This window comes from Wylensekiella montiformis, assembly GCF_009697385.1.
Lineage (GTDB): Bacteria > Bacillota > Negativicutes > Selenomonadales > Selenomonadaceae > Selenomonas_A > Selenomonas_A montiformis.
The window spans coordinates 22015-46186 of record NZ_VUNL01000007.1 but is presented as its reverse complement, the minus strand read 5'-3'; the positions used below and the strand labels follow the sequence as shown (position 1 = coordinate 46186).

Below are 24172 nucleotides of genomic sequence, written 5' to 3'. Positions count from 1 at the left end.
CCCTATGAAACAGGAAGGTGCGAACCGCGGCGGATGAGGCCGCTGAGGCAGGATACCGTTCCTCCTCGGCCTCATCCGCCCCTGCGGGGCACCTTCCCCCCACGGGGGAAGGCTTTGTATTCGAATCACTGCAGCAGCTGCAGCACCTGACTGCTGTTCTGGTTGGCCTGAGCCAGCATCGACTGCGCGGCCTGAGTCAGGACGTTGTTCTTCGTGTACTCGGTCATTTCCTTGGCCATATTGGCGTCGCGGATCACCGACTCCGACGACTGCGTATTCTCGCCCGCCGTGGTCAGATTCGACGCCGTGTATTCCAGCCGGCTCTGCATCGAGCCGACCGTCGTCTGCTGATCCAGCACCTTCTGCAGGGCCAGATCAACGACGCTGATCGCCGCATTGGCTTTCTTCTGCGTCGTAACGTCCAATGTCGTTCCGTCCGAGGTCTTGAGTCCCAATGCTACAGCCCGCATATCGGAAAAGCCGATTTTTACAGCCTGATTGGACTGCGTTCCGACCTGAAAGACCAGCGCATTGTCCGGCGAGGGATTTTCTGCCCGAATGGCCTCACGAAAATCGTTCAAAATGGAATTTGCCGTGCGATTGGTCGTGCCGTCCCGATTGATCACATTAAAGGTTAAGCCGGAAATCTGTCCATCGACTCCTGGATTTCTTGCAGAAAAGAGCAATGCCTTCTCACCGCTAGTAGTATGAACATCCTGTCCCACTCTATCCTGCCCTACAACTGTACTCGCAGAGAAATCCATGATTACGTCTCCGCGATTAGATATACTAGAAAATAATTTCCCCAATATAGTATCTTCAACAGGATCCAGAACAGATACATGGGTCTTCCCTTTAGTAACATACGAAATCTCGATTTTGCTATCGGCAAAAATCCCCAAATCCCGTCCCGTCGAATCTTTTAACTCCGTTAATTCCATCGTCGAAGATATATCGTTGGACAGGCTTTCATTGGAAAGCACCGTCTTTGTCCCCGGCGACAAGACTTCGTTGTTATGTGACCCGTCCAGCATAACCTTTCCATTATAGGAAACATTGGCGTTTTCATCGAGCTGGTCGATGGCCTGATCGAGTTCCTTCTGGATGGTTCTGCGGTCAGCATCGGTATTCGTATCGTTGGCCGCATTGATGACCTTTTCCTTGAGTGTCTTGAGGATGTCTGCCGAGCTCTGCAGGCCGCCCTCGGCAACCTTGAGCATGCTGCTGCCGGTCTGCGTATTGTCTACGTCCTGCTCGAGGCCCTGAATCTGCACGCGCATCTTTTCGGAAATCGAAAAGCCGGACGCATCGTCCGCCGCGCTGTTGATTTTCATTCCGGAAGCGACCTTTTTCAGGCTCTTCGCCATCGCTTTGTCATTTTTATCAAGCTGGTTCAGCGCTTTCTTCGCTGCCATGTTGTTTTTTACGATCATAGCCATGAACGGCCAACCTCCCTGTTTTTCTATCGATCAGACCGGCGGCATGCTCCTGCCTGCCGCTCTCTTTGTCCATATCCGTCCGTTTTGCGCTGTCCTTCTGTCTGACAGCGCCTTCATATCTCTATATCGTATAAAACGATTTTTTCTTAAATCTTTTTTCCCGCGTCCGGCTCTTTGCCCCAGATCTGCGCCATGATGTCCTCGTAGACCGCGTCGAGGTGCTGGACGAGGACGCTGAGCATGAGCTGAATCATCTTGCTGTCAAAGGTTTCCTCTACGAAGGGCAGACAGATGTCCAGATAAACCGCTCCGTCGTCGCGCAGATAATATTTGAATACCTTGTACTGCGCGTTGAGTTCATTGAGATACGCCCGGATATGCTCCCGCTTCTCCTCGGGGATTCCGGTGATGATCTGCGTGCGGATGATCGTGAAAATGCTCGTATCGATCAGCACCGCCATCGGCAGAATCTGCCCCTTCGTCTCGATGCGGGAGCGGAAGATCACGGTAGAATATTCATCCTCCACCGACTCCGTGCTGAACACGTTGATCTCGTTCTCCATCAGAAATTCCTGAAATTTTAACGCCTTTTCATTGCTCTCGACGCCGCGGCCGTCGCTGCTCTTTTTCGGCATAATTCTCCCTCGTTTCCACTGATTTTCCCTTCTATTATAGCATAGCAAAGAACACGATGCCACAAAAAAAGCAGCGTATGGGGCACACCCCTCTTCCGCCTCCCTTCGTTCGGCACCTTCCCCCCTGAGGGGGAAGGCATAATCCCCGAAGCGCACCAAGGGGAGAGCGTAATCCTCAAAGCGCACCAAGGGGAGAGCGTAATCCTCAAAGCGCACCAAGGGGAGAGCGTAATCCTCGAAGCGCACCAGGGGGAAGGCGTAATCCTCAAAGCGTAGCCTTCCCCCTCGGGGGAAGGTGGGTGAGCGCAGCGAACCCGGATGAGGGGCCCTCCTTCATGATGGCTCCTGCTCCCAAAAAGGGTGAGCGCAGCGAACCCGGATGAGGGGCTGGTATTCGTTATCCCTTTCGCGGAAGAAACGTCCTGCGCGGAACACCTCTTCCGGCCCTTCGGGCCACCGCCCGGGGCGTGACGGATTGTTTTGAGAAAAGGTAACTAAAAACAGCTAAATTGGCGCATCGTGCAATCTAGCTGTTTTTATGGAGTCGTTCTTTTTTGCTTCCTTTCAAAAGGAGTAATTTTTACATCAAGAACAGTATATACTGTCTGATTTTGCAAGTAACCATTATTGGTGGAACCAAAAAAAGACATCGGAACAAACAGATTTGTCTGATTGAATTCTTTTACAATGAACAGATAAAGGTACTGCAGGCCTTCTTTGCTGTAGATTAGATAGTCTGCTTCGATCGTCGACCCTGCACGCCCTGGGTTAAATTGGATAATGATTTTCCGGTTGCGCAGGTTTTGAATGATTTGCTGAACATTTAAGAAGTCGTTGATTCTCTGCTCGATCTCAGGAAAGTGAGAACTTTTAGTAAGGTATTCGTAGGTTATGTCTCCGCGCTTTACCTTGTTGTAGATAGTACCGGGTCTTTCTCCTTTTACTTTAGAGAGATCCATGAGCTTTGTGAGCCCCAAAAGATGCGGAAAATTTGCCTTTTTGAATACAAGATGCAGGATGCGTTTATCGCCGTTTTTAGCAATCGTGATATAAAAATCCTTGTTCAACAGGCCTTCATATAAGTTTAGGGCTTTTGCTAGAGCGTCCAACGAGTATCCCCCAAAGAAAAATGCCTGAAGCCATACAGCCCCAGGCAATAAGATCATGTTGGCATTTTTCTTTTCAGCATGCATGGCATACCTATTCAAGTTCTGGCTTAATGCACAAACCGATATAAAGCCTCCCTTAACCACTCCCTTGACCAAGCGGCTAAGTTCACGAGCAACGGAAGGATCAACCTTTCCGTACTTCAAATATAGCATATCTACATAGGGACGTCAATACTGAAAAATATGTGGTATGTGCCAAGATTTTGTCGTGGAAGGCGTAATCCTCGAAGCGCAGCCTTCCCCCTCGGGGGAAGGTGGGTGAGCGCAGCGAACCCGGATGAGGGGCTGTCCGTCCCTTTGAATAAGTCTCACTTTATAATGTTACGCCGTCTTTGAAGATGGCCAGTTCGTGTTTGTCCAGTGACTCGCTTTTGGCATGGCGGCGGCCGGAGGCGATGTCGAGAATCAGCTGCATGAAGGATTCGCTGACTTCTTCCATGCTGTGTCCTTCGAGCAGCTGGCCGGCGTTAAAGTCGATCCAGCGGCTCTTGAAGCCGGCCAGATGGGAGTTGCTGGCGATCTTCACGGTCGGGACCGGGCAGGCGAACGGGGTGCCGCGTCCCGTGGTAAAGAGAACGATATGCGCCCCGGCCGCGGCGAGTGCGTTGGCCGCTACGAGGTCGTTGCCGGGGGCCTGCAGAAGAAGCAGTCCCTTTTCCTGTGCGCGATCGCCGTATTCCAGCACATCCTGCACGACGGCACGGCCACCTTTTTGCACACAGCCGAGCGATTTGTCCTCCAAGGTCGTGATGCCGCCCGCCTTGTTGCCCGGCGACGGATTTTCATTGATCTTTTCGCCGTAGCGCATGAAGTAGGATTTGAACGAGTTGATCAGGTTCACGGTTTTTTCAAAGGTCGCCTGATCTTTGCAGCGGTTCATCAGCAGGGTTTCCGCGCCGAACATCTCCGGAACTTCCGTGAGGATGCTCGTGCCGCCCGCCGCCACGATTTTGTTGGAAACCGTGCCGACCAGCGGGTTGGCCGTAATGCCGGAAAATCCGTCGGAGCCGCCACATTTGAGTCCGAGCACCAATTTGCCGGCCGGCTGCTGTGTGCGATGGAACTGATCCGCATAGCGGCAGAGTTCTTTGACGATCGCGATGCCGGAAGCGACTTCATCTTCAACGTCCTGACAGACGAGGAAGCGCACCCGGTTTTCGTCGTAGTCGCCGATGGCCTTTTTCATGAGGTCGATCTGATTGTTTTCGCAGCCCAGCGAAAGGACCAGCACCGCGCCGGCATTCGGGCTGTGCACGAGTCCGGCCAGCATCTTCTGCGTGTTCAGCTGGTCGTCGCCGAGCTGGGAGCAGCCGTGCGGATGGCTGTAGGCATAAATCCCGTCGATGTGCTCCGTCCGGAAGGACTGGCTGCCCGCCTCGATGGCGCGGGCGATTCCGTTGACGCAGCCGACCGTCGGGATGATCCAGACTTCATTGCGGATGCCGGCCCGTCCGTCCGGCCGCTCATAGCCCATGAACGTGTACTCCCTGTCATTCGCGACCGCCGTATTGCCCGCCTGTTCCGGGTGGTATTCATAGGAAAGCAGGTCGCCGAGACGGCTCTGTACATTGTGGGTATGAACCCAGTCACCGGGCTGAATATCCTCTTTGGCCGAGCCGATCGGGAATCCGTATTTCACCACCGGTTCGCCGCGCCGTATCGCCCGGATGGCCATTTTGTGTCCGGCGGGAATATCGCTGCCGGCCGTGAAGTCCTGCCCGTCCAGTCCGGCCGTTTCTCCCTTTGCCAGCGGCTGAACGGCTACGGCTACGTTATCTTCCGGATGGATCCTGAATATCTTTGCCATGATGTTTACTCCTGTGCTCCGAGTTCCTCGATGTGCGCTTTGGCACCGATCTTTGCGATGCGGGCAAAATGTCCGGCCACGGCCTGTTCCAGACCCGCGATCTTCGTGAGGTCTTCTCCCCACCAGCCGGTCTGGCTCATGATCTCATGAATGTACTCCGCGTCCGGCCCGCCAGCCCACTTGGCGATCTGTTCCAGCTTGTCCGCGTCGTCATGAATCTCATACGTCCCTGCACCGCGATGGCCGATCAGGCATCCGTCGCCCTGTTCCGTCGTATGGTAGAAGGCCAGCAGAGCCGCAAGGGAATACGTCAGCCATTTCGGCAGGCGGCCGTTTTTCTCGAAGCTGTCCTTGAGCGTCGGCAGCACGCGCGCACGCCACTTGGACAAAGAGTTCAGGGAGATGGACAGCAGCGCGTGATTGACGAAGGGGTTCTCGAAGCGTTCAAATACGGCGGCGGCAAAGGCCTTTGCCTTTTCCTCCGGCAGGTGTACGGTCGGCACGATTTCGCCGAATACGGACTGTTCCAGCTGCGTACGCACCGCCTTGTCCTTCATGCACTGGCCGACGTAGTCGAATCCCGCCAGATAAGCGCCGAGAACCATCGAGGTATGCGCGCCGTTCAGGATGCGGACCTTCTGTTCCTTGAATTTTTCAATGTCCTCCGTGAATTCCACCTGCAGCTTGTCCGTGGAAATCGGCAGCATATCCCGCACACGCGGATCGCCGATGACCCACAGGCCGAACGGCTCGCCCTGATCGAGCAGGCAGTCCGTATAGCCCAGCTCCGCTTCATACGCCGCGGCCTGATCCTTCGGATAGCCGGCCACAATGCGGTCTACCAGTGTGCTGGCAAAGATGCAGGCCTCATCCAGCCAGCTTTGGAAGCCGTCCTCCAGCTGCCAGAGCGCCGCATATTGCAGGACGCAGCGCTTGAGCGTCTCGCCGTTGTGGTCGATGAGCTCCACGGGCAGCATGACCAGTCCCTTGTCGGCCGCGCCATGAAAATGGCGGTAGCGCGCAAAGAGGAATTTCGTCAGCTTAGCGGGGAACGTCTTCGGCGGACAATCGTCGAAGCGGTCGCCGTCCTCATAGACGATGCCGGCTTCTGTCGTGTTGGATACCACGAAGCGCAGGGTGTCCAGCTCCGCCAGCTTCATGAACGCGTCGTAATCATCATACGCGCCGAGAACCGAATCGATGCACCGGATCACGCGATTCTCCTTGTACGGCTTGCCGTCCTTCTGTCCGCGCAGGCAGACGGTGTAGAGATTGTCCTGACTCGCGAACCGCTCGTTTTTTCTGGCGCGCGGCATGACGATGGCCACATTGCCGTCAAATCCGTTTTCCTCGTTGGCGGCGTCGATGGCATAGTCTACAAAGGCGCGCAGGAAATTTCCCTCCCCGATCTGCAGGACGCGGACCGGATGCTGCTCGCGGCGGTACAATTCACGGATGTTCTTCATGATCTATCCCTTCCTCTTTTTCGTAACTTTTTCGTAAATCGGTTTATCTATAAGACAGGCCCTTCTCCGCACGGGAGAAGTGCCTGCCTGCTATTATTCTTTTCCAAAGCCGAAATAGCGGTCGGCGTTGTTGTAGCTGATGTCCTCGACGATCTGTCCGAGGAACTCCATATCGGCCGGATATTCGCCGTTCTCTACCAGATTGCCGAGGAAGTTGCAGAGGATGCGGCGGTAATATTCATGGCGCGTATAGGACAGGAACGAGCGGGAATCCGTCAGCATGCCGAGCGCGTTGCCCAGAACGGACAGGTTGCCGACGTTGGCCAGCTGCGCTTCCATGCCCAGTTTCGTATCGTTGAACCACCAGGCGGCGCCCTGCTGAATCTTGCCCGGCACCTCCGGTCCCTGGAACGAGCCAAGGATCGTCCCGATCATGGCATTGTCCGCCGGATTCAGCGAGTAAATGATGAATTTCGGCAGGTGGCCGTTGCGCTCCAGCGCGTCCATGAGATGGACAAGTCCTTCTCCGCAGTTGTACGTGGCGATGCAGTCGAAGCCGGTATCCGGGCCGAGTCGGTCATACATATTGGAGTTGTTGTCGCGCAGCGCGGAATAGTGAATCTGCATGGCCCAGCCGCGGCGGGCATATTCCTTGCCGAGGAAGAGCAACAGCGCCGTCTTGTACTTCTCGATCTCGTCGCGGCTCGGCGCGCCCTTGCCGTTGATGACCCTGCCGACGATATCATCCAGCTCGTACTCTTCCGCCGGGTTATAGAAGCAGTATTCCAGCGCGTGGTCCGAAGCCTTGCAGCCCATCGAGGCGAAATAGTCGATGCGCTTGGACAGCGCGTCGCGGATATCCTGCATGGTCGAGATCTCCATGCCGGCCGCCTGCCCCAGCTCGTATTTCATGTAGTTCTCCCACTCCGGCTTTTCGATGCGCATCGCCTTGTCCGGGCGCATCGCCGGCAGAACGAGCGCACTGCACTTGCCTTCCTCGCGAATCCTCTTGTGCCAGCGCAGATCGTCCGCCGGATCGTCCGTCGTGCAGATCACTTTGACGTTCGATTTGCGGATGATGCCCTGAACGCTCATATCGGGCTGCTGCAGCTTTTCATTGCAGAGATTCCAGATCTCCTCCGCCGTGTCGCCGTTCAGCGTCTTGTCGCAGCCAAAGTACCGCTTGAGTTCCAGATGAGTCCAGTGGTACAGCGGATTGCCGATCGCGCGCGGCAGGGACTCCGCAAATTTCTGGAATTTCTCACGCGCCGTCGACGCGGTTCCCGTGATGTATTTTTCCGGTACGCCGTTGCTGCGCATCATGCGCCACTTGTAATGATCGCCGCCGAGCCAGACCTCGGTAATATCGCCGAAGCGATGATCTTCCGCGATCTCCTGCGGGCTGATGTGGCAGTGATAATCGATGATCGGCATCTTGGCCGCGTGTTCATGGTAGAGTTTTTTTGCCGTCTCGGTCTGGAGCAGGAAATCCTCGTCCATAAATGCTTTCATGATGAAATCCTCCTTTGCGTATGTTCCGCCGCAATCTGCTTTTGTATCGTACACTTTCTCTGTTACATTATTTGTAAGCCCTTACAATTCTTATTTTATGACTTTTCCTTCCTATTGTCAATAAAAACCGTGATGATTTTCTCTCAGTTTCGCTTATTTTCTTATTTCAGCGCACCGAGCATCGTCGGCAGCGTCATAGAAAACTGCGGGACAAAGGTGACCAGCATCAATCCGATGAACATCGCCGCATACATCGGAATCATGGCTTTGCCGACCCGCTCCATCGGCAGCTTCGCAATGCCGCAGCCGACAAAGAGCGCCGAACCGACCGGCGGCGTGCAGAGGCCGATGGCCAGATTGTAGATGAGCATCACGCCGAACTGCACGGGACTCATGCCGCATGCCGTCGCGACCGGCAGAAGAATCGGGGTCATGATGACGATCAGCGGCGCCATATCCATCACCGCGCCGAGGAAAAGCAGCAGGATATTCATGGCAAAGAGGATAACCAGCGGGTTGTCGCTGATGGACAGCACGCCGTGCGTGATGATCGCCGGCACCTTGAGGAAGGCCATCATCCAGCCGAAGGCTCCGGCCGCAGCGATGAGGCTGAATACCATCGCCAGAGTCTTAACCGTATTCATGAGGATGCGCGGCATCATGTTCATCTTGAGCTCCCGGTAAATGAACACCGAGACGAGGAAGGCATACACGCAGGCGATGGCCGCCGATTCGGTCGCCGTGAAAAAGCCCAGCGCCGTGCCGAACAGGATGATGAACGCCGTGCCGAGCGCGAAGAACGCGTCCTTGGTCGTGCGCAGCGCTTCGCGAAGGCCCACGGCCGATCCTTTCGGGTAGTGATGCTTCACGGACATGTAGACCGAAACCACCAAAAGGCAGCAGCCGAGCAGGATGCCCGGGATGAAGCCGGCCAGAAAGAGCGCGCCGACCGATACGCCGCCCGCGGCCAGCGAATAAATGATCATATTGTGAGACGGCGGAACCAGCACGCCCTGACAGGCGCTGGCCACCGTGACCGCCGTAGAAAACTCCCCGCTGTACCCCGCCTTTTTCATCATCGGAATCTCGACCGAGCCCAGCGAGGAAACGTCGGCGACCGCCGAACCGGAAATGCCGCCGAAGAACATGGAGGCCAGAATATTCACATGCGATAGGCCGCCGCGGAACCGGCCGACGAGGACGTTGGCGAAGGCCAGCAGCCGGTCGGAAATGCCGCCCGCGCACATGATTTCACCGGCCAGAATGAAGAACGGGATCGCCATCAGCGAGAAGCTGTTGATCGCCTTGCTCATCTGCTGGACCAGCGACATCAGCGGGACATGCACATAGAGCATCGTGATGGCCGTAGAGCCGGCCAAAGCAAAGGTAATCGGCAGCCGGCAGATGATGAACAGGAAAAAGGTTCCGAATAACAGCGCAATGGCCGTATTGGCATCAAACATCATGCTTCGCCTCCGTTCTTTTCGTCATCCTGATAAAACTGCGTATGCTCGTACTCCTTGAGTCCGAAGAAATCCAGACCGGCAAAGTAAACGATGTAAACGCCGCTGACGGGAATCATAAGATACAGCAGCCCCGCCGGCCACTGCGTCGCCGGCAACGTCGAGCTCATCGTGCTCTGCACGAGCTTTGCGCCGTAATAGACCATAAATACGCCGAACCCCATGATAATCAGCAGGTCGAACTTATTGACGTACCAGCGAAGCTTCTCCGGCATCAGCTGGACAAAAAATCCCAGCGCGATATGGACGCCCTTCTGCACGCCGATGGCCATGGACAGAAACGCCATCCATACCATCAGGAACAGAGCGACTTCCTCCGACCAGTGAATACTCGTATGCAGGAACTGGCGGCTGAACACTTCCGCCGAAACGATAAGGACGATCAGCAGCAGCACGATCTTCGAATAATGCAGCAGCAGCGAATAGGTAAAGTCGAACACATAGGTCATGGCGCTTAGAACCGGGTTCAGCTGCTTCTTCTCCTCACTCATGATAAGACCTCCTTCCGGCCCGTCCGTCAGTATCGGATAAAGTGAGACTGATTCAAAGGGAGTTTTTACTCCCTTTGAATCTAGTCGAACTTATCCAGAGCTTTAGGGGCGCTTGCTCCCCGCTGAAAAGCGGGAAGCTTAGCGACCCTTAGCATCGGATAAAAAGAGCCTCCCCCCGCAGGGGAAGGCTCCATCATGCGTATTCCTGCCCGATACCACAGACCTTTGCCGTATATCTCCGGTTATTTGACGTCGCGAATCTTCTGAATCAGATCCTTGTATTCCGCGCCGTACTTCTCGTAAAGCGGCTGAACGGCTTTGATGAATTCCGCACGGGCCGCATCGGAAAGCCGCGTGATCACGGCGCCGCCTGCGCGGACCTTCTCTTCCGAGGCTTTTTCGCGCTCAGCCCAGAGCTGGCGCTCATATTTGGCCGATTCCGCCGCACACTCACGGATGATCTTCTGATCGTCCGCCGACAGCTTATCCATCGTCTGCTTGGAGATGATCTGCATCTCCGGAACGCGGCTGTGCTCATCGACTACATAATATTTGGCTACTTCGTAATGGCTCGTGGATTCATAGGACGGCCAGTTGTTCTCCGCGCCGTCAATGACGTTCGTCTGCAGTCCGGAGTAAACCTCGCCGTACGGCATCGGCGTCGGGTTCGCGCCAAGCGCCTTGACCATATCCATCATCATCGAGGATTCCTGCACGCGAATCTTGAGGCCCTGCATATCGGCCAGACTCTTGATCTCACGCTTGGAATTGTAGAAGTTGCGGGCGCCCGCGTCATACCAGGAAAGGCCGACGATGCCCGAATCCTCCGTGCTCTTCAAAAGCTCCTTGCCGATGTCGCCGTCCAGCACCTTCCACATATGCTCCGAATCGCGATAGAGGTAAGGAAGCTGCAACGCCATCAGATTGCGGCTGAACTCGGAAAGAGGCGTCAGGCTGACGCGGCTCATGTCAATGCCGCCGAACTGCACCTGCTCAATGACGGATTTCTCGTCGCCGAGCTGGCCGCTGTCATAAACCTCGACCGTGATACGTCCGTTCGTCTTTTCCTTGACAAGATCCGCAAACTTCTGCGCCGCCTGCGTGGTCGGATAATCCTTTACCTGATTCTCCGCATAGCGAAGAACTATCTTGTCACCGCTTCCACTCGAAGAGCTGCTGTTTCCGCCGCAGCCCGTCAGCGCCATGGTGCCGACAGCGAGTACAGACAGCGCGGCAAGGACGTTCTTTTTCCAGGTCATGTTCCATTCCTCCTCAAAACTCTCTTCATCCTTCTTCGTAGTTCTTTGTAACCTCTTTACCGAAGGGGTGTGATGTAATCCCTTACAAGACCGATTATACTCATTCTCTCCCATACTGTCAATAAAATTCTAAAAATTTTATGTTTAGGAAAAATTATCAATATGTCTTTCGATAAGTATTATTTATCTTTATTTCTTTCTTTTTATCCGGATATTTTTCTTATTTATGGCGATATTTATGATCTTTTTACGCAATATATTCACATTTAATTTTTCCCCGCTTTCCTTTTCCGCCTGTTTTTATAGAAAATTTTATGTAAGCTATTGCATTATCCAACGGAATTGCGCTAAAATCTAGGGTAAGATATTGTAAGCTACTGTAAATTCGCACAGGGAGGTGCTTTATGACCATTTACGATATTGCCAATGCCTGCGGCGTCTCCATCGCCACCGTCTCCCGTGTCCTCAACAACAGCGACAAGGTCAGCGAAAAAACGCGTCAGAAGGTACTCGATGTCATCCGTCAGCAGAACTACTCGCCGAATCCCTTCGCGCGCGGACTCGGACTCGACTCGATGCGGATGATCGGCCTGCTCTGTACCGATGTATCCGACGCGTTCTATGCAAAAGCCGTCTCTCTGGTCGAGCACGAGCTCAAGCAGCGCGGACTCGATATGATGCTGATCTGCACGGGCAACGACATTCAGTCGAAGAAAAAATACCTTCAATTTTTGCTGAAAAAACACGTCGACGCCATCATTCTCATCGGCTCCCCCTTCCGGGAGGACGAGGATAACAGCCATCTGGCCGAAACAGCCCGCAAGGTGCCGATCATCGCGATCAACAGCCTGCTGGAACTGCCGAACATCTACAGCGTACTCTGCGACGAAGCCGGCGGCATGGAGCTTGCAGTCCGCAAGCTGACCAATGCGGGCTGCAAAAACATCCTCTATCTCTACGACCGCACCAACTACAGCGGACAGCAAAAACTGCAGGGATTCCGCGCGGGGATCGCCCGGGCCGGGCTGCCGCATCAGGAGAAACTGATCTGCCGCACCAGCCGCGACCTGCCCATCGTCGAAGAGACCGTAAAGCGGATGATCGCCCCGTCCCTGCCGTTCGATGCCATCATCGGCTCGGAGGATCAGATCGCCATCGGCGCGCAGAAAGCGCTTTCCGCCGCGAATCTTCATCTGCCGGTTATCGGCTGCAACAATTCGGTCCTCGCCGACTGCGCTACGCCGTCGCTGACCAGCATCGACAACCGTCTCGACATCCTCTGCCCCGCAGCCGTCGATGTCCTGGCAAAGATTCTGGAAACCGGCCCCGACGCCGCGCCGAGCCAGACCGTTTTCCCCGCCATCATCCAGTACCGCGACAGCTTTCCCGCTCCGCCGGACTCCCGCTGAAACGCCGTGCGCCTGACGGCTCCCTCTCTCATACGATGCAAAAACACAAAAATGACGCAAAAAACGTGCTGCGGCAAAGCTATAACGCTTTGCCGCAGCACGTTTCTTTTGTCTCATGCGCTTTTCGCGACAGACCTTATCCTTTTTTCAGAACCGTAGTCTTTGCAAACAATACCGCGCAGAATACCGCAAAGATGATGCCGATCGGATAGGAAATCGCCGTGGAAAGCTGAAGCCCCTCCGGCGCCATCAGGATGTAGGTGCAGGTAACGGCCGACATAAACGTCGCCGGCACAGCCGGAATGATCCAGGCATTCGAGCCCTTTTTCGTCCGGAACAGATACACCGCACCGGTCCAGAGTACGATCATAGCCAGCGTCTGATTCGTCCATGAGAAATAACGCCAAATGATATTGAAATCCATCTGCGACAAAATGCCGCCGATAGCCAGCAGCGGAACGGCGAACAGCAGGCGTTTCGGCGCCTTTTCCTGCTTGATATTGAACCAGTCCGCCAGAGTCAGACGGGCCGAGCGGAAAGCCGTATCGCCGGAAGTGATCGGGCAGGCAATGACGCCGAGCATCGCCAGCACCGCGCCGACGCCCGTTCCCATAAAGCCGACGCAGATATCATAGACCACGGTTCCCGCGCCGCCTGCTTTCATCGCAGCGGCCAGACCGCCCGTGCTGTCATAGAAGGTGACGCCGGCAGCTGCCCAGATCAGGGCAATGATGCCCTCGGAAACCATCGCGCCATAGAATACCGGGCGGCCCAGACGCTCATCCTTCAGGCAGCGCGCCATGATCGGCGACTGCGTGGAATGGAAACCGGAGACAGCGCCGCAGGCGACCGTGATGAACATCAGCGGCCAGATCGGCATTTTCTCCGCACCGAGCGGATGCAGGTTCTGCAGCGTCATTTCCGGCATCGTATGGCCGCCGACGCCGAAGAGCATGCCGCCCATGATGCCGAGCGCCATGATGATAAGGCATGCGCCGAAGATCGGATAGAAGCGGGCGATCAGGGTGTCGATCGGCAGCAGGGTCGCGAGAAAATAATAGAGCAGAACGCACGGCAGCACATAGGTGACCGCCACGCCGGTCAGCTTCGAGATCAGTCCGGCCGGCCCTGTCATGAATACCGTACCGACGAGAACCAGCAGGACGACGGAGAACACGCGCATGATCATGAGCATCGTCTTGCCCATATCCCTGCCGACGACCTCCGAGATGCTCTTGCCGTCCTCGCGCAGGGAAATCATGCCGGAAAGATAGTCATGAACGCCGCCGGCGAAAATGGTACCCAAAACGATCCAAAGATACACGCTCGGCCCCCAGATCGCGCCGCCCAGCGCACCGAAAATCGGGCCAAGGCCCGCGATGTTGAGCAGCTGGATCATGAACACTCTCCAGGTCGGCAGCGGGATATAGTCTACCCCGTCGTTATGAACCATAGCCGGCGTCGGCTGGTCCGTCGGCCCGAAAACATTGTCGACGATCTTGCCATAAATAAAATAACCTGCAATCAATGCAAATAGTGCAATCAAAAATGTGACCATAGGAAAATCCCCCCTGTCTGGTTATCGAAGATACGCTGCGTAATACGCTCCTTCCCTCCTTTATATCTCTATCGCTCTCAGAATAAACAGAAAATGATTGCTTGTTTTTATATTAGCATAAGTATTCTAAATTGTCTATTATTATCATCTTTTTAGTCATATAAAAAAGGTATGAACTCTATAGCCTAAAGTTATCCGGATTCTCCCGATATGCATTGGCCAGAAGCAAAAAACTCCGCGTTTCCCTTGCCGGAAACGCGGAGTTTTTCTTCTGTCCGTTTAAAATCTGAAAATATCAGCGGGCCGCACGGCGGGCCATGCCGCACAGGAAAATGCACAGCAGGAAGTAAGCGGCCACGCCGGCCAGCGAAGCAGCCGGCGAAGCGGCCCATGCCTTGGCAAACCAGTCGATGCCTGCGATATGCAGAACCGCGCTGATCAGGCTGCCGATCGCACCGCCGGCCACAAAGCCGGAGGCGACCGTATTGCCCTCGCTGAGGCGCTTGGCGTTGACCTTGGCGTCCTCGCTGCTATGCGAAACGAAATAGGAAATCAGACCGCCGACCAAAACCGGCGTATTGATTCCCATCGGCAGATAAGAGCCGAGCGCAAAGGCCAGCGGCGGAATCTTCATCATCCAGAGCAGGACGGCGAAGAACGCACCCGCCATATAAAGCGGCCACGGCGCGTCGCCGCCGTCCATCATCGGGCCGACAATCGCCGCCATCGCATTGGCCTGCGGCGCCGCCAGCGCTCCCTCGCCCGTATAGCCGTAAGCATGGTTGAGCAGGAACACTACACCGACCGAAACGATGCCCGACAGGATGATGGAGACAATCTGCCACTGCTGCATCTTCTTCGGCGTCGCACCGGTCAGATGCGCCACCTTGAGCTCCGACATGAAATTGCCGGCCACAGCCAGCGTCGCGCAGAGGAACGACGCCATCATCAGAATCGCCACGATGCCGACCCTGCCGTGCATGCCGGCATTGCCCATGACCACAGCGGAAACGATAATCATAAAGATCGTCATGCCGGATACCGGCTCATTGCCCGTAAAGGCAATCGAACTGATTCCCACGACGGAGAGCATCAGCGCGAACGCCACAGCCAGAACGAAGGCGATCAGCGTCTGCGTCAGCGTCTCGGCGCACATGACATGGAAAAATACCGCAAACAAGACAGCAATCAGCAGACTGCCGGATACGATCTGTCCCATCGGCATATCCTGCTGCGTGCGAAGCAGCGAAGCCGACGAATCGCGACCGCCGAAAAAGAGATCCGATACCGCACGGCGGGCGACGCGAACAACGACGCCGGACATGGAAAGCAGGCCGATGATGCCCGACATGGCCAGCATGCCGATGCCGATGTGGCGGACATACTGGGAAAAGACCGCTTCAACCGGCGCATCGGCCAGCAGCATGGCCGTTCCGCCCACAACCATCGTGTGGTCCCCGCCGAGATAATACGCTACAGGGATGCAGACCAGCCAGGAAAAGAACGAACCCGCAGCGATGATCGCCGCGTAGCGCAGACCCGTAAAATATCCGATACCGAGCAGAGCCGCGTCGCTGTCCAGACTGAACACCAGCTTGTACTTATCCGCCAGCGCCTGCCCCCACTGGAATGTGGTCGTCTTCAGAAGCTCCTGCCACCAGCCAAGCGTGTTGAGGACAAAATCATAAACCATGGCCACCGCGCCGCTGAGCAGCATCAGATGTGCTTTTGAACCTTCGTTTGACTCCAGAACCTCCGCTGCGGCGCTTCCCGACGGGAATGGATAAACGCCGTCCATTTCCTCGCAGAAATACCGGCGGAACACCGTAGCGAGGAATACGCCGAGCACACCGCCGAGCACGATCGGGATCACCATTTCCACAAAGGATACGTCTTCGATATGCAAAATGTACAGCGCCGGCAGAATAAACATCGCACCGCCGATGATATTCGTTCCGGCACTCGCAATCGCCTGAATATGAACCGTCTCCGGAAAGGCGTTCCGGCGATGAAACAGCACCGCCATGCCCATAGCCAGCACAGAAACCGGCGCAAAGGCGTCCACCGTCTGGCCGATTTTCAGGCACAGATAGCCGACGGCCAAAGCGAAAATGACCGAAAAAAACAATCCCCAGAAAACGACGTACGAATTGATCTCTTCGTACTCCTTGTCCGGCAGCATCCGCGGGGCATACGGACGCTGCGTTTTGTTGTCCTCCGACATGAAACTCCTCCTGATTTCTGCGCGGCAGGCCTCCGGGACAGCCCTTTGTCCTGCCAACGCGTTAGTTGAATCATCTTGTCCTTTTGCAATGGACATAGACATACCTATTTAGTGTAAAACCATTTCAACAATCTGTCAAGAAGAGAAAACCGCGCTCCGGTTGGAGCGCGGTCATGGCGAGGGTACGGCGGCCTTTCCCGGATCAAAGCGCATCATGCACACGCTGTTCATGCAGGCAGGCCTCGTGAATGAAATCGTCCAGATATTCGGGAAAAATCTCCTGCTCGCGGCAGAGGCGGTGAAGCTCGGCAACGGATTTTTCCGTATCGATGCCGTATTCGATGCGGTGCAGCAGACGAGAAAGCCGCGCCCGTACCGGACGGCTGTACAAACTCTTGAGGTTGGCCACGGACGCGGTGCTGCGCGACGCGCGGACGAACCAGACCGCGGTGGCAAGATCCCGGCTGAAATCCTCAAAGCCCCGTTCCTGCCATTGTTTTTCCGCCGCGTCTTCCTCGTCCTGCTGCCCCGGCAGGAAGAAAATCTCCTTGAACAACGCATCGTTCAGGAGTCGCACCACCTCCGACTTGGCATAATAATGCTGCGACCGGACCCGGAACGCTCCGCACCGGAGCTGCTCCAGAATCCCCTGATAGCGGATATTCCGGAACTGCGTATACAATGTGCCGGTGTCTGTCAGGACGCCGCTCAGCTCCATCATGACGGAATCGGGATCGCCGGCCTCCGTCAGACAGGACTCCGCCAGAACGAAATCAAACGAGCCGTGCGGAAACGCCAGCCCGCCCGCGCGGAAATCCTGCACGGCCCACGTCACCGGAAGCGCCCGAAGCTCCGGAAGCTCCGGCGCCTCCTCAAAGCGCGTCACCACCGTAATGCTGGCCCCGGGATAGCGGCGGCAGACCCCGGGAAGATACGGGAGGCTCTCGACGACCAGCCAGCGGCCCGCACCGGCCGCCGGCAAAAAACGAAACATATCCTGCGTCAAAGAACCTCACCTCCGCCTTTTTGCTGCCAGAGACGGCAGCACGCCTGCATAAAACTCCGGCAATAGCCCTCCTCATCCATGAGCGGCGAACGCCGCACGGCCTCCCGCAGGGCCTGCTGCCGCACGGCCAGCTTCTCCGTGTCGCCAGCCAGCCGCAGCGCCAGACGGACGTATTCCTCTGCGTCCGAAGCGACGCAGTCCTGTTGCCCGGCCGCAGACAAAACGGAGGCTCCCAGACGGGCGCTGTGGTGATCTCCTGCCCAGCCGACAACCGGCGTGCCCATATAAAGCGCCGTCGCCGCAGACGCTCCGCCGGGGTACGGGAACGTGTCCAGCAGAATATCGGCCCGGCTGTAATCCTCAAGATAGCCGTCCCTGCCCGGCCGTACCATGACGCGCTCCATCGGCAGCCCAGCTCCGGCCATGCGCTCCCGCACCGCCGCGCAGCGCTCCGGCAGCCGCATGGTATCCTGAACGAACAGCCGCGCCTCCGACACATCATCGAGAATACGCCGCCAGCAGTCCAGCACAGGACGGCTGATCTTCATCACATTCTGCAGGCTGGCAAAGACCACCGGAGAGCCGGGCCGGCGCGGCGGCCGCCGGAAGCGGCGCATCTTCGCCGAAGGCCGGAAGCAGAATGCCTGCGGAAGATACAGCAGCTTCTCAGAGAACCGCGCCCCATCCGCGCGCGGCTCCGGATCCATGACCGGATCGGCCAGAACCGCATCCACGGCGTCCAGTCCCGTCGTATCAAACCAGCCGATACCGCAGATCTGTACCGGAGCAGGGCGCAATGCCGTCACCATAAGCGTCATGCCGCCGGCGGAATGACCGCCGAGATCCACGAGAATATCGATTTCATCCCGGCGGACCGCCTGCGCCTGTTCATACAGCGATTGTCCCGCCAAACAGCGCATCGTCACCCCGGAGTCGGCCAGCGAGGAAGAAAACGCATCCTCCCGCATGGACAAAGAATACGCATACACCGAAAAGCGCGTCCTGTCCAGCCCCGTCAGCAGCCCGGCGTAAAAAAAAGACGACGACGAACGGACAAAATCCGGGGACAAAAAACCGATGCGCAGCCGCGTATGCGCGGGAGGGACACGCGGCGGAAGCGGCGCCTCGCCGCGAAAAAGCAAAGCATAACGGCGATGCTGCCCGGCCAGTTCATCTGCCGCAAGATTTGGCAGGTAATGCAGCGCAAAGAGATAGTTGGAGAAATGTTCCCGCTGGCTGCGCAGATAGCGATCCGCGGCTGCCGCCCGGAAATAAGCCGCCGCAGCGCCCTCCGCATCGGCAAGATCATGAAAGACCGCGCCGTACAACTCATGAATCCGCCACTGCTCCGGCTCGGGCACAACGCCTGCGCCGCGCAGGGCATCGAGCGCAGCCCGGGCTTCAGCGATGCGGCCGCAGCGCAGAGTCTGACGAACCCCGGCCAGATGCTCTTTCCATGTCTCCTTCTGCGTCATTCCTTTATCCCTCGCTCAAGGTCATATAGGCGATCTCCGGCGGACAGCCGATCCGGAAGGGGAACCAGCTCCCGTTGCCGCAGTGTACATAGCCATAACAGCCATCCCGGCGAATCATCCCCCGCGTATACTTGAAAATCGGAAACAGCGGCATGCCCAGCACGCCGAACTGGCTGCCGTGCGTATGCCCTGCCAGCGTCAGCGGAATCCCCTTCTCTGCCGCATTGTCAAAGAACTCCGGATGATGGGCAAGCAGAATCGTCCGCCCGTAATCCTTCCCGGGGATTTTCTCCACGGCCTGACGGAAAAAATCCGCCTTAAACTGCTGAAACTTCGCCTCGTCACGGATCATGGGAAAATCCACGCCGGCGATCCAAAGCACCCGGCCCGGCACCTGCTCCGCATCGTTGTAAAGCGCATGGACACGGGTCGACGCCAGCAGCCCCTTGATGGCCGCCACACCGCGATGATGCTCATGATTGCCCAGACAGAACCATATCCCGTCGGGAAACGCCTCCGTAAAGTGGTCCAATATGCGGGCCGCGTCCGGATTCATCCCGACATCATCAAAAAGATCGCCCGTCACGGCCAGAAGATCAGGCCCGTCCGCCGCGATCCGCTCCAGCAGCCGCCGCAGATCCTCCGGGGAAAAAAACGGGCCGAGATGTACATCGCTGATCTGCGCGATACGATACCCGTTCAGCCCCGAAGCCGCGGGTACAGGTATGGTGTACCGGCGGTCCACCGTATGCACCCGCTCATACAATCCTCCATAGGAGCCGGCGGCCGCCAAAGCGGCCGGATAAGCCGCAGCCCGCTTCAAAAAGCGGCGGCGTCCCTCATCCACCGGAATACGCATCCAGCGGCGCCAGATCAGCGCGCCGGGAATAACCAGAAAGATCAGCGTCAAAGCGCCGATCAGAACAACCCAGAATAAAGACAACTCTGTCCCCTCTTTCCTCTTTTCCTTCTATCTTATCATCATCCTCTGAAAAAAGGCAAAAAAAGAGAACCGGCAGCACCGATTCCACAAAGTTCCAAAAGAAAAAATACAACATGAGCATGAAGAATCATGCCAAGCCGCGGAGATGTGCATTTTCTGCCTGCCGCTCCCGATAATACCAGCGGATGGAGTTGCCGATAGCGCAGCGGACTGCATCGAGCTCTCCCGCCAGCGCCAGTTTCCTGAGCTGGGTCACATCGAAGCCATTGACAGACAAATAACTGGCCGAAAGGAAACCTCCTCGTTTCAAAATTTTGCGATAACTCGCACTGTCACGACGGTCCATTTCAATGTTCTTGATTGCCATAAATGTTCCCCCCATATGATCAGTATGAAGTCTATTTACATGCTCTCCAAGCGACATGTTTATTATATCATAATACTGTAACGTTGTATACCTTGTCATGTAATCTTTTGGTTAACAAGTCCCGCTTTTCCGGCCCGCATCCTTGTCTCCGACCCCATGTTTCCTCTTATTCTTCCCCTCTACTTCGTTCTTTATTTCTCAAAGTGTGTACCGGTTACTAATATCTTTAGTTTTTTCTTGATTTTTCTTAGTTTTTTCGGCTGAGGTATGGGAATCCCCTTCCATTTATTATATAATAAAATAGTCATATCTGTAGTGAATATTTAGGAGGCTTTTCTATGCTGACTGCACAAACGAAAGAGTATCCGCTGCCGGCGGAGCTTCAGGCAAAGATCGATCTCGTTCTGGAATCCCACGACAATGACAAAACGCAGATCGTCGGCATCCTTCTGGAAGTTCAGGATCTCAACGAGCGCCACTACATACCGGAACCGGTTGCCTATTATCTGGCCGACCGTCTGGACATGCCGGTGACGAATGTCTTCGACTGCCTGAACTTTTACAGCGAACTTTCCTCAAAGCCGCGGGCCAAATATCCGATCCAGGTGTGCAGCTCGCCGGCCTGCCGGGTCAATGTAATCGATACAAAACGTCTGCTTGAGACACTGGAACGGCTGCTCGACATCAAAATCGGCGAAACCACCTACGACGGACGTTTTACGCTGGAGACGACCACCTGCTACGGAGCATGCGACCGCGCTCCGTCCGTGCGCATCAACGGTCACATCTACGACCATCTGGATTCGCAGGAAAAAATCGAAGCGCTCCTGCGTTCTCTGACCTGAGCAAGGAGGCAATACCATGAGCAAAAACATCCGATTTCTCACCAAGAATTTCGGCCAATATGATACCTCATCCATCGGTTCCTATATGAATATCGGCGGATTCGAGGCGCTGCGCAAGGCCGTGAATATGGATCCGGAGGAAATCTGCGACCTCATCGCTTCGGTCAAAGTACGCGGGCGCGGCGGCGCGGAATACCCAATGGGCCGGAAATGGTCACAGGCCCGCGCTGTCGTCGGCGAAAACAAAATCGTCGTCTGCAATGCCGACGAGGGAGAGACCACGACCTTCAAAGACCGCGAGCTCATCAAAAACGACCCGTTCAACCTGATCGAGGCGCTGATTATCGCCGGCTATGTCGTGGGCGCTACCGACGGCTACATTTATATGCGCGCCGAATACGCCTGCTTCCGCCCGCTCCTGCTGAATGCCATCCGGCAGGCCAAAAATTACGGATTCCTCGGGGAAAACATCCTCGGCAAGGGCTTCAACTTCCAGCTCCACCTCTATTCCGGCGGCGGCGCATACGTCTGCGGCGAAGGCACGGCGCTCATCCGCTCCATCGAAGGAAAGGCCGGACGTCCCCGCATGAAACCGCCGTTCATCAAGGTCAGCGGCCTCTTCGCGCGGCCGACCTGTCTCAACAACGTCGAAAGCCTGTCCATCGTCCCGCATCTTCTCATGGACGCCGACCATGTCTATGCGTCCTGCGGCTCCGGGGAATCCATCGGCACGAAAATGATCAGCGTGGCCGGCAACGTCAACCGCCCGGGCGCCTTTGAGATCCCGTTCGGCACGACCATCCGCGAAATCATCTACAATCTTGCCGGCGGCATCCAAAAGGACCGCGGCATCCAGCTGATCCAGTTTGGCGGCGCCTCCGGCAAGGTCGCGGACGATTCCATCCTCGACACGCCGTATACTTACGACGACCTGCGGGCCGCCGGCGTCATGGTCGGCTCCGGCGCCATGCTGGTCATCGACAAGCGGACCAGTGTGATTGACTTCCTGCGCATGAATCAGGAATTTTTCTCGGAAGAAAGCTGCGGTCAATGCACGCCATGCCGCGAGGGCAATCTTCATATCAAGATCATTTTGGACAAAATCGCCAACCACACGGCCACCCGGGAAGATATCCGCATCATGGCCACCATCGCCCGTGTCATGAGCATGTCCTCCCTGTGCGGGCTCGGGGAAACGGCGCAGAATACCCTGCAGTCGGCAATGCTGGCGTTCCCGGAAGTATTTGAAATCGGAGGTGCTGAATAATGGCCGCTGAAAACGAATCCAAGAAAATCCCGATGGTTCATCTGACCATCAATAATATCCCGCTTGAAGTTCCGAAAGGAACGAAAATCATGCAGGCGGCGCAGAAGCTCGGAATCGATATCCCGCACCTCTGCTACCATGAAGACCAGCGCATCAAAGCGCACTGCCGTCTCTGCTCCGTCGAGGTCACGGGCAAGCGGCGTCTGCTCGCGGCCTGCTCGACCGAAGTCTGGGAAGGCATGGACGTCCATACCGACACGCAGATCGTCCGCGATACGCAGGTCTCCATCCTCCAGCTGATGCTGGCCAACCATCACAAAGACTGCCTGAGCTGCCCGCGCAATCAGAACTGCGACTTGCAGCGCCTCTGCAGCCGGTTCAACATTTTGGAATCCCCGCTGCCCAGCGTAGTCAAAGAGGAGCCCCGCATCGAAACCAATCCTTCCATCGTGCGCGATCCCTCGAAATGCATCCGCTGCGGACGCTGCATCCGCGCCTGCAAGGACGTGCAGGGCATCGCCGCCCTGACCTATGCCGGACGCAGCAGCGACATCGTCGTCACCACGGCGTTCAACAAACCGATGGAAGCTACGGACTGCATCCTCTGCGGCCAGTGCAGCCTGGTCTGCCCGACCGGCGCGATCGTCGAAAAGGACGATACGCAAAAAGTACTCAACGCCCTGCAGGATCCGCAAAAACATGTCATCGTACAGATCGCTCCGTCCGTCCGCGTCGCCCTCGGCGATGCCTTCGGCATGGAGCCGGGCGCCATCGTAACCGGACAAATGGTCACAGCGCTGAAGCTTCTGGGCTTCGACAAGGTATTCGACACCAACTTCGGCGCCGACCTCACGATCATGGAAGAAGGCGCGGAATTCCTCGACCGCCTGCAGAACGGCGGCACCCTGCCCATGATGACCTCCTGCAGTCCCGGCTGGGTCAACTATATGGAAAAACATTTCCCGGACTGCCGCGACCATCTGTCCTCGGCAAAATCACCCATGAGCATGTTCGGCGCCATCGCCAAAACCTATTATCCGGAAAAGGCCGGCATCGATGTCCGCCAGATCGTCACCGTGTCCGTCATGCCGTGTACCGCCAAGAAATTTGAGGCCGCCCGGCCGGAAATGGGACGCGACGGCATGCAGGACGTCGATATCGTCCTCACCACGCGCGAGCTCATCAAGCTCATCAAATACGTCGGTCTTTCCCTCGGCAATTTGCCGGAGAGCGACTTTGACAGCCCGCTCGGCACCGGCTCCGGCGCCGGCGCGATCTTCGGCGCCACAGGCGGCGTCATGGAAGCGGCCCTGCGCACGGTCTACGAAAAAGTCACCGGCGAAACACTGGAAAAACTCGACTTCAACGATGTCCGCGGATTCGACGGAATCAAGGAATGCACCGTGACGCTGAACGGCCGGGAAATCCGTATCGCCGTAGCTCATACCCTGCGGAACGCCCGCATCATCATGGAGCAAGTCCGGAAGGGAACCAGCCCCTACGACTTCATCGAAATCATGGCCTGCCCCGGCGGCTGCATCGGCGGCGGCGGACAGCCGATCGGCACGACGAACGCCATCCGCAAAAAGCGCATGGCGGCTCTCTACAAAATCGATAAAAACCTGCCCATCCGCAAGTCGCATGAAAACCCGGAAATCCAGACCCTTTACCGCGAATTCCTCGGCGAACCGCTCAGCGACAAAGCGCATGAGCTTTTGCATACCACCTATCATAAGGTAAACAAACCCTACGAATTTCACTGAGCAATGAAAAAACG

Annotated in this window: 20 protein-coding genes; 4 read left to right on the top strand and 16 right to left on the bottom strand. The window is 56.3% G+C overall.

Annotated elements, in window-relative coordinates; all coding sequences use genetic code 11:
• Window positions 1-125: 125 nt before the first annotated feature.
• From FYJ78_RS07320 to FYJ78_RS07280, 10 genes are all read right to left on the bottom strand, one after another.
• Window positions 126-1439 carry a flagellin N-terminal helical domain-containing protein gene (locus FYJ78_RS07320; protein ID WP_154620761.1) on the bottom strand — a complete coding sequence of 438 codons (1314 nt, stop codon included), beginning with the start codon at window positions 1437-1439 and terminating at the stop codon, window positions 126-128.
• Window positions 1384-1512 carry a hypothetical protein gene (locus tag FYJ78_RS13085; RefSeq protein ID WP_268878432.1) on the bottom strand — a complete coding sequence of 43 codons (129 nt, stop codon included), beginning with the start codon at window positions 1510-1512 and terminating at the stop codon, window positions 1384-1386. Before FYJ78_RS13085 ends, FYJ78_RS07320 begins: the two co-directional genes overlap by 56 nt.
• Window positions 1513-1585: 73 nt before the next feature.
• The gene (locus tag FYJ78_RS07315; protein ID WP_154620760.1) at window positions 1586-2074 is read right to left on the bottom strand and encodes a type III secretion system chaperone family protein; all 489 of its coding nucleotides are present in this window, start codon (window positions 2072-2074) and stop codon (window positions 1586-1588) included.
• A 536-nt stretch (window positions 2075-2610) separates the two neighbouring features.
• Entirely contained in the window at window positions 2611-3387 is a 777-nt protein-coding gene (locus tag FYJ78_RS07310) for a PBECR4 domain-containing protein (RefSeq protein WP_154620759.1), read from the bottom strand.
• Between the two features lie 169 nt (window positions 3388-3556).
• The gene (locus tag FYJ78_RS07305) at window positions 3557-5050 is read right to left on the bottom strand and encodes a UxaA family hydrolase (protein ID WP_154620758.1); all 1494 of its coding nucleotides are present in this window, start codon (window positions 5048-5050) and stop codon (window positions 3557-3559) included.
• Window positions 5051-5055: 5 nt separating this feature from the next.
• A complete protein-coding gene (locus FYJ78_RS07300) occupies window positions 5056-6516 on the bottom strand; it encodes a tagaturonate reductase (protein ID WP_154620757.1) in 1461 nt (486 codons plus the stop codon).
• Window positions 6517-6609: 93 nt separating this feature from the next.
• Complete coding sequence (gene uxaC, locus FYJ78_RS07295; RefSeq protein ID WP_154620756.1) at window positions 6610-8028, bottom strand: glucuronate isomerase; 1419 nt, start codon at window positions 8026-8028, stop codon at window positions 6610-6612.
• A 161-nt stretch (window positions 8029-8189) separates the two neighbouring features.
• Window positions 8190-9494: a TRAP transporter large permease gene (locus tag FYJ78_RS07290; protein WP_235899927.1), complete on the bottom strand. Its 1305-nt coding sequence runs from the start codon at window positions 9492-9494 to the stop codon at window positions 8190-8192.
• On the bottom strand, window positions 9491-10042 hold the full coding sequence (locus tag FYJ78_RS07285; protein WP_154620755.1) for a TRAP transporter small permease: 552 nt from the start codon (window positions 10040-10042) through the stop codon (window positions 9491-9493). The genes FYJ78_RS07290 and FYJ78_RS07285 overlap by 4 nt, the downstream gene beginning before the upstream one ends.
• A gap of 242 nt (window positions 10043-10284) precedes the next feature.
• Window positions 10285-11301, bottom strand: coding sequence for a TRAP transporter substrate-binding protein (locus FYJ78_RS07280; protein ID WP_154620754.1), 1017 nt, complete (start codon window positions 11299-11301; stop codon window positions 10285-10287).
• Between the two features lie 404 nt (window positions 11302-11705).
• On the opposite strand from FYJ78_RS07280, the gene FYJ78_RS07275 reads away from it, so the two are divergent.
• Complete coding sequence (locus FYJ78_RS07275) at window positions 11706-12710, top strand: LacI family DNA-binding transcriptional regulator (protein ID WP_154620753.1); 1005 nt, start codon at window positions 11706-11708, stop codon at window positions 12708-12710.
• Between the two features lie 136 nt (window positions 12711-12846).
• Here the strand turns inward: FYJ78_RS07275 and FYJ78_RS07270 are convergent, their stop codons facing one another.
• The 6 genes from FYJ78_RS07270 to FYJ78_RS07245 all read right to left on the bottom strand — a co-directional run bounded on the left by FYJ78_RS07270 (window position 12847) and on the right by FYJ78_RS07245 (window position 20283).
• On the bottom strand, window positions 12847-14268 hold the full coding sequence (locus FYJ78_RS07270) for a carbon starvation CstA family protein (RefSeq protein ID WP_154620752.1): 1422 nt from the start codon (window positions 14266-14268) through the stop codon (window positions 12847-12849).
• A gap of 295 nt (window positions 14269-14563) precedes the next feature.
• A complete protein-coding gene (locus tag FYJ78_RS07265; RefSeq protein ID WP_154620751.1) occupies window positions 14564-16492 on the bottom strand; it encodes an OPT family oligopeptide transporter in 1929 nt (642 codons plus the stop codon).
• Window positions 16493-16694: 202 nt separating this feature from the next.
• A complete protein-coding gene (locus FYJ78_RS07260) occupies window positions 16695-17486 on the bottom strand; it encodes a methyltransferase domain-containing protein (protein ID WP_195847903.1) in 792 nt (263 codons plus the stop codon).
• An 8-nt stretch (window positions 17487-17494) separates the two neighbouring features.
• Window positions 17495-18973 carry an O-linked N-acetylglucosamine transferase, SPINDLY family protein gene (locus FYJ78_RS07255; RefSeq protein WP_154620749.1) on the bottom strand — a complete coding sequence of 493 codons (1479 nt, stop codon included), beginning with the start codon at window positions 18971-18973 and terminating at the stop codon, window positions 17495-17497.
• Window positions 18974-18977: 4 nt separating this feature from the next.
• Window positions 18978-19916, bottom strand: a complete 939-nt coding sequence (locus tag FYJ78_RS07250) for a metallophosphoesterase (RefSeq protein ID WP_154620748.1) — start codon at window positions 19914-19916, stop codon at window positions 18978-18980.
• Between the two features lie 127 nt (window positions 19917-20043).
• Window positions 20044-20283: a hypothetical protein gene (locus tag FYJ78_RS07245; RefSeq protein ID WP_154620747.1), complete on the bottom strand. Its 240-nt coding sequence runs from the start codon at window positions 20281-20283 to the stop codon at window positions 20044-20046.
• Window positions 20284-20621: 338 nt separating this feature from the next.
• Between FYJ78_RS07245 and FYJ78_RS07240 the strand changes: the two genes are divergently transcribed.
• From FYJ78_RS07240 to FYJ78_RS07230, 3 genes are read left to right on the top strand one after another with little or no spacing between them, the layout of a single operon-like run.
• Window positions 20622-21128 (top strand): NADH-quinone oxidoreductase subunit NuoE family protein, encoded by a 507-nt coding sequence (locus FYJ78_RS07240; RefSeq protein ID WP_154620746.1) that lies wholly within the window; start codon window positions 20622-20624, stop codon window positions 21126-21128.
• A gap of 16 nt (window positions 21129-21144) precedes the next feature.
• The gene (locus tag FYJ78_RS07235) at window positions 21145-22395 is read left to right on the top strand and encodes a complex I 51 kDa subunit family protein (protein WP_154620745.1); all 1251 of its coding nucleotides are present in this window, start codon (window positions 21145-21147) and stop codon (window positions 22393-22395) included.
• Entirely contained in the window at window positions 22395-24158 is a 1764-nt protein-coding gene (locus tag FYJ78_RS07230) for an NADH-dependent [FeFe] hydrogenase, group A6 (protein ID WP_154620744.1), read from the top strand. The genes FYJ78_RS07235 and FYJ78_RS07230 overlap by 1 nt, the downstream gene beginning before the upstream one ends.
• The last annotated feature ends 14 nt before the right edge of the window (window positions 24159-24172 follow it).

Coding starts and splice junctions, on each gene's coding strand:
- FYJ78_RS07320 (WP_154620761.1), bottom strand. CDS start 1,439: ATGGCTATGATCGTAAAAAACAACATGGCAGCGAAGAAAGCGCTGAAC.
- FYJ78_RS13085 (WP_268878432.1), bottom strand. CDS start 1,512: ATGGACAAAGAGAGCGGCAGGCAGGAGCATGCCGCCGGTCTGATCGAT.
- FYJ78_RS07315 (WP_154620760.1), bottom strand. CDS start 2,074: ATGCCGAAAAAGAGCAGCGACGGCCGCGGCGTCGAGAGCAATGAAAAG.
- FYJ78_RS07305 (WP_154620758.1), bottom strand. CDS start 5,050: ATGGCAAAGATATTCAGGATCCATCCGGAAGATAACGTAGCCGTAGCC.
- FYJ78_RS07300 (WP_154620757.1), bottom strand. CDS start 6,516: ATGAAGAACATCCGTGAATTGTACCGCCGCGAGCAGCATCCGGTCCGC.
- uxaC (WP_154620756.1), bottom strand. CDS start 8,028: ATGAAAGCATTTATGGACGAGGATTTCCTGCTCCAGACCGAGACGGCA.
- FYJ78_RS07290 (WP_235899927.1), bottom strand. CDS start 9,494: ATGATGTTTGATGCCAATACGGCCATTGCGCTGTTATTCGGAACCTTT.
- FYJ78_RS07285 (WP_154620755.1), bottom strand. CDS start 10,042: ATGAGTGAGGAGAAGAAGCAGCTGAACCCGGTTCTAAGCGCCATGACC.
- FYJ78_RS07280 (WP_154620754.1), bottom strand. CDS start 11,301: ATGACCTGGAAAAAGAACGTCCTTGCCGCGCTGTCTGTACTCGCTGTC.
- FYJ78_RS07275 (WP_154620753.1), top strand. CDS start 11,706: ATGACCATTTACGATATTGCCAATGCCTGCGGCGTCTCCATCGCCACC.
- FYJ78_RS07270 (WP_154620752.1), bottom strand. CDS start 14,268: ATGGTCACATTTTTGATTGCACTATTTGCATTGATTGCAGGTTATTTT.
- FYJ78_RS07265 (WP_154620751.1), bottom strand. CDS start 16,492: ATGTCGGAGGACAACAAAACGCAGCGTCCGTATGCCCCGCGGATGCTG.
- FYJ78_RS07260 (WP_195847903.1), bottom strand. CDS start 17,486: ATGTTTCGTTTTTTGCCGGCGGCCGGTGCGGGCCGCTGGCTGGTCGTC.
- FYJ78_RS07255 (WP_154620749.1), bottom strand. CDS start 18,973: ATGACGCAGAAGGAGACATGGAAAGAGCATCTGGCCGGGGTTCGTCAG.
- FYJ78_RS07245 (WP_154620747.1), bottom strand. CDS start 20,283: ATGGCAATCAAGAACATTGAAATGGACCGTCGTGACAGTGCGAGTTAT.
- FYJ78_RS07240 (WP_154620746.1), top strand. CDS start 20,622: ATGCTGACTGCACAAACGAAAGAGTATCCGCTGCCGGCGGAGCTTCAG.
- FYJ78_RS07235 (WP_154620745.1), top strand. CDS start 21,145: ATGAGCAAAAACATCCGATTTCTCACCAAGAATTTCGGCCAATATGAT.
- FYJ78_RS07230 (WP_154620744.1), top strand. CDS start 22,395: ATGGCCGCTGAAAACGAATCCAAGAAAATCCCGATGGTTCATCTGACC.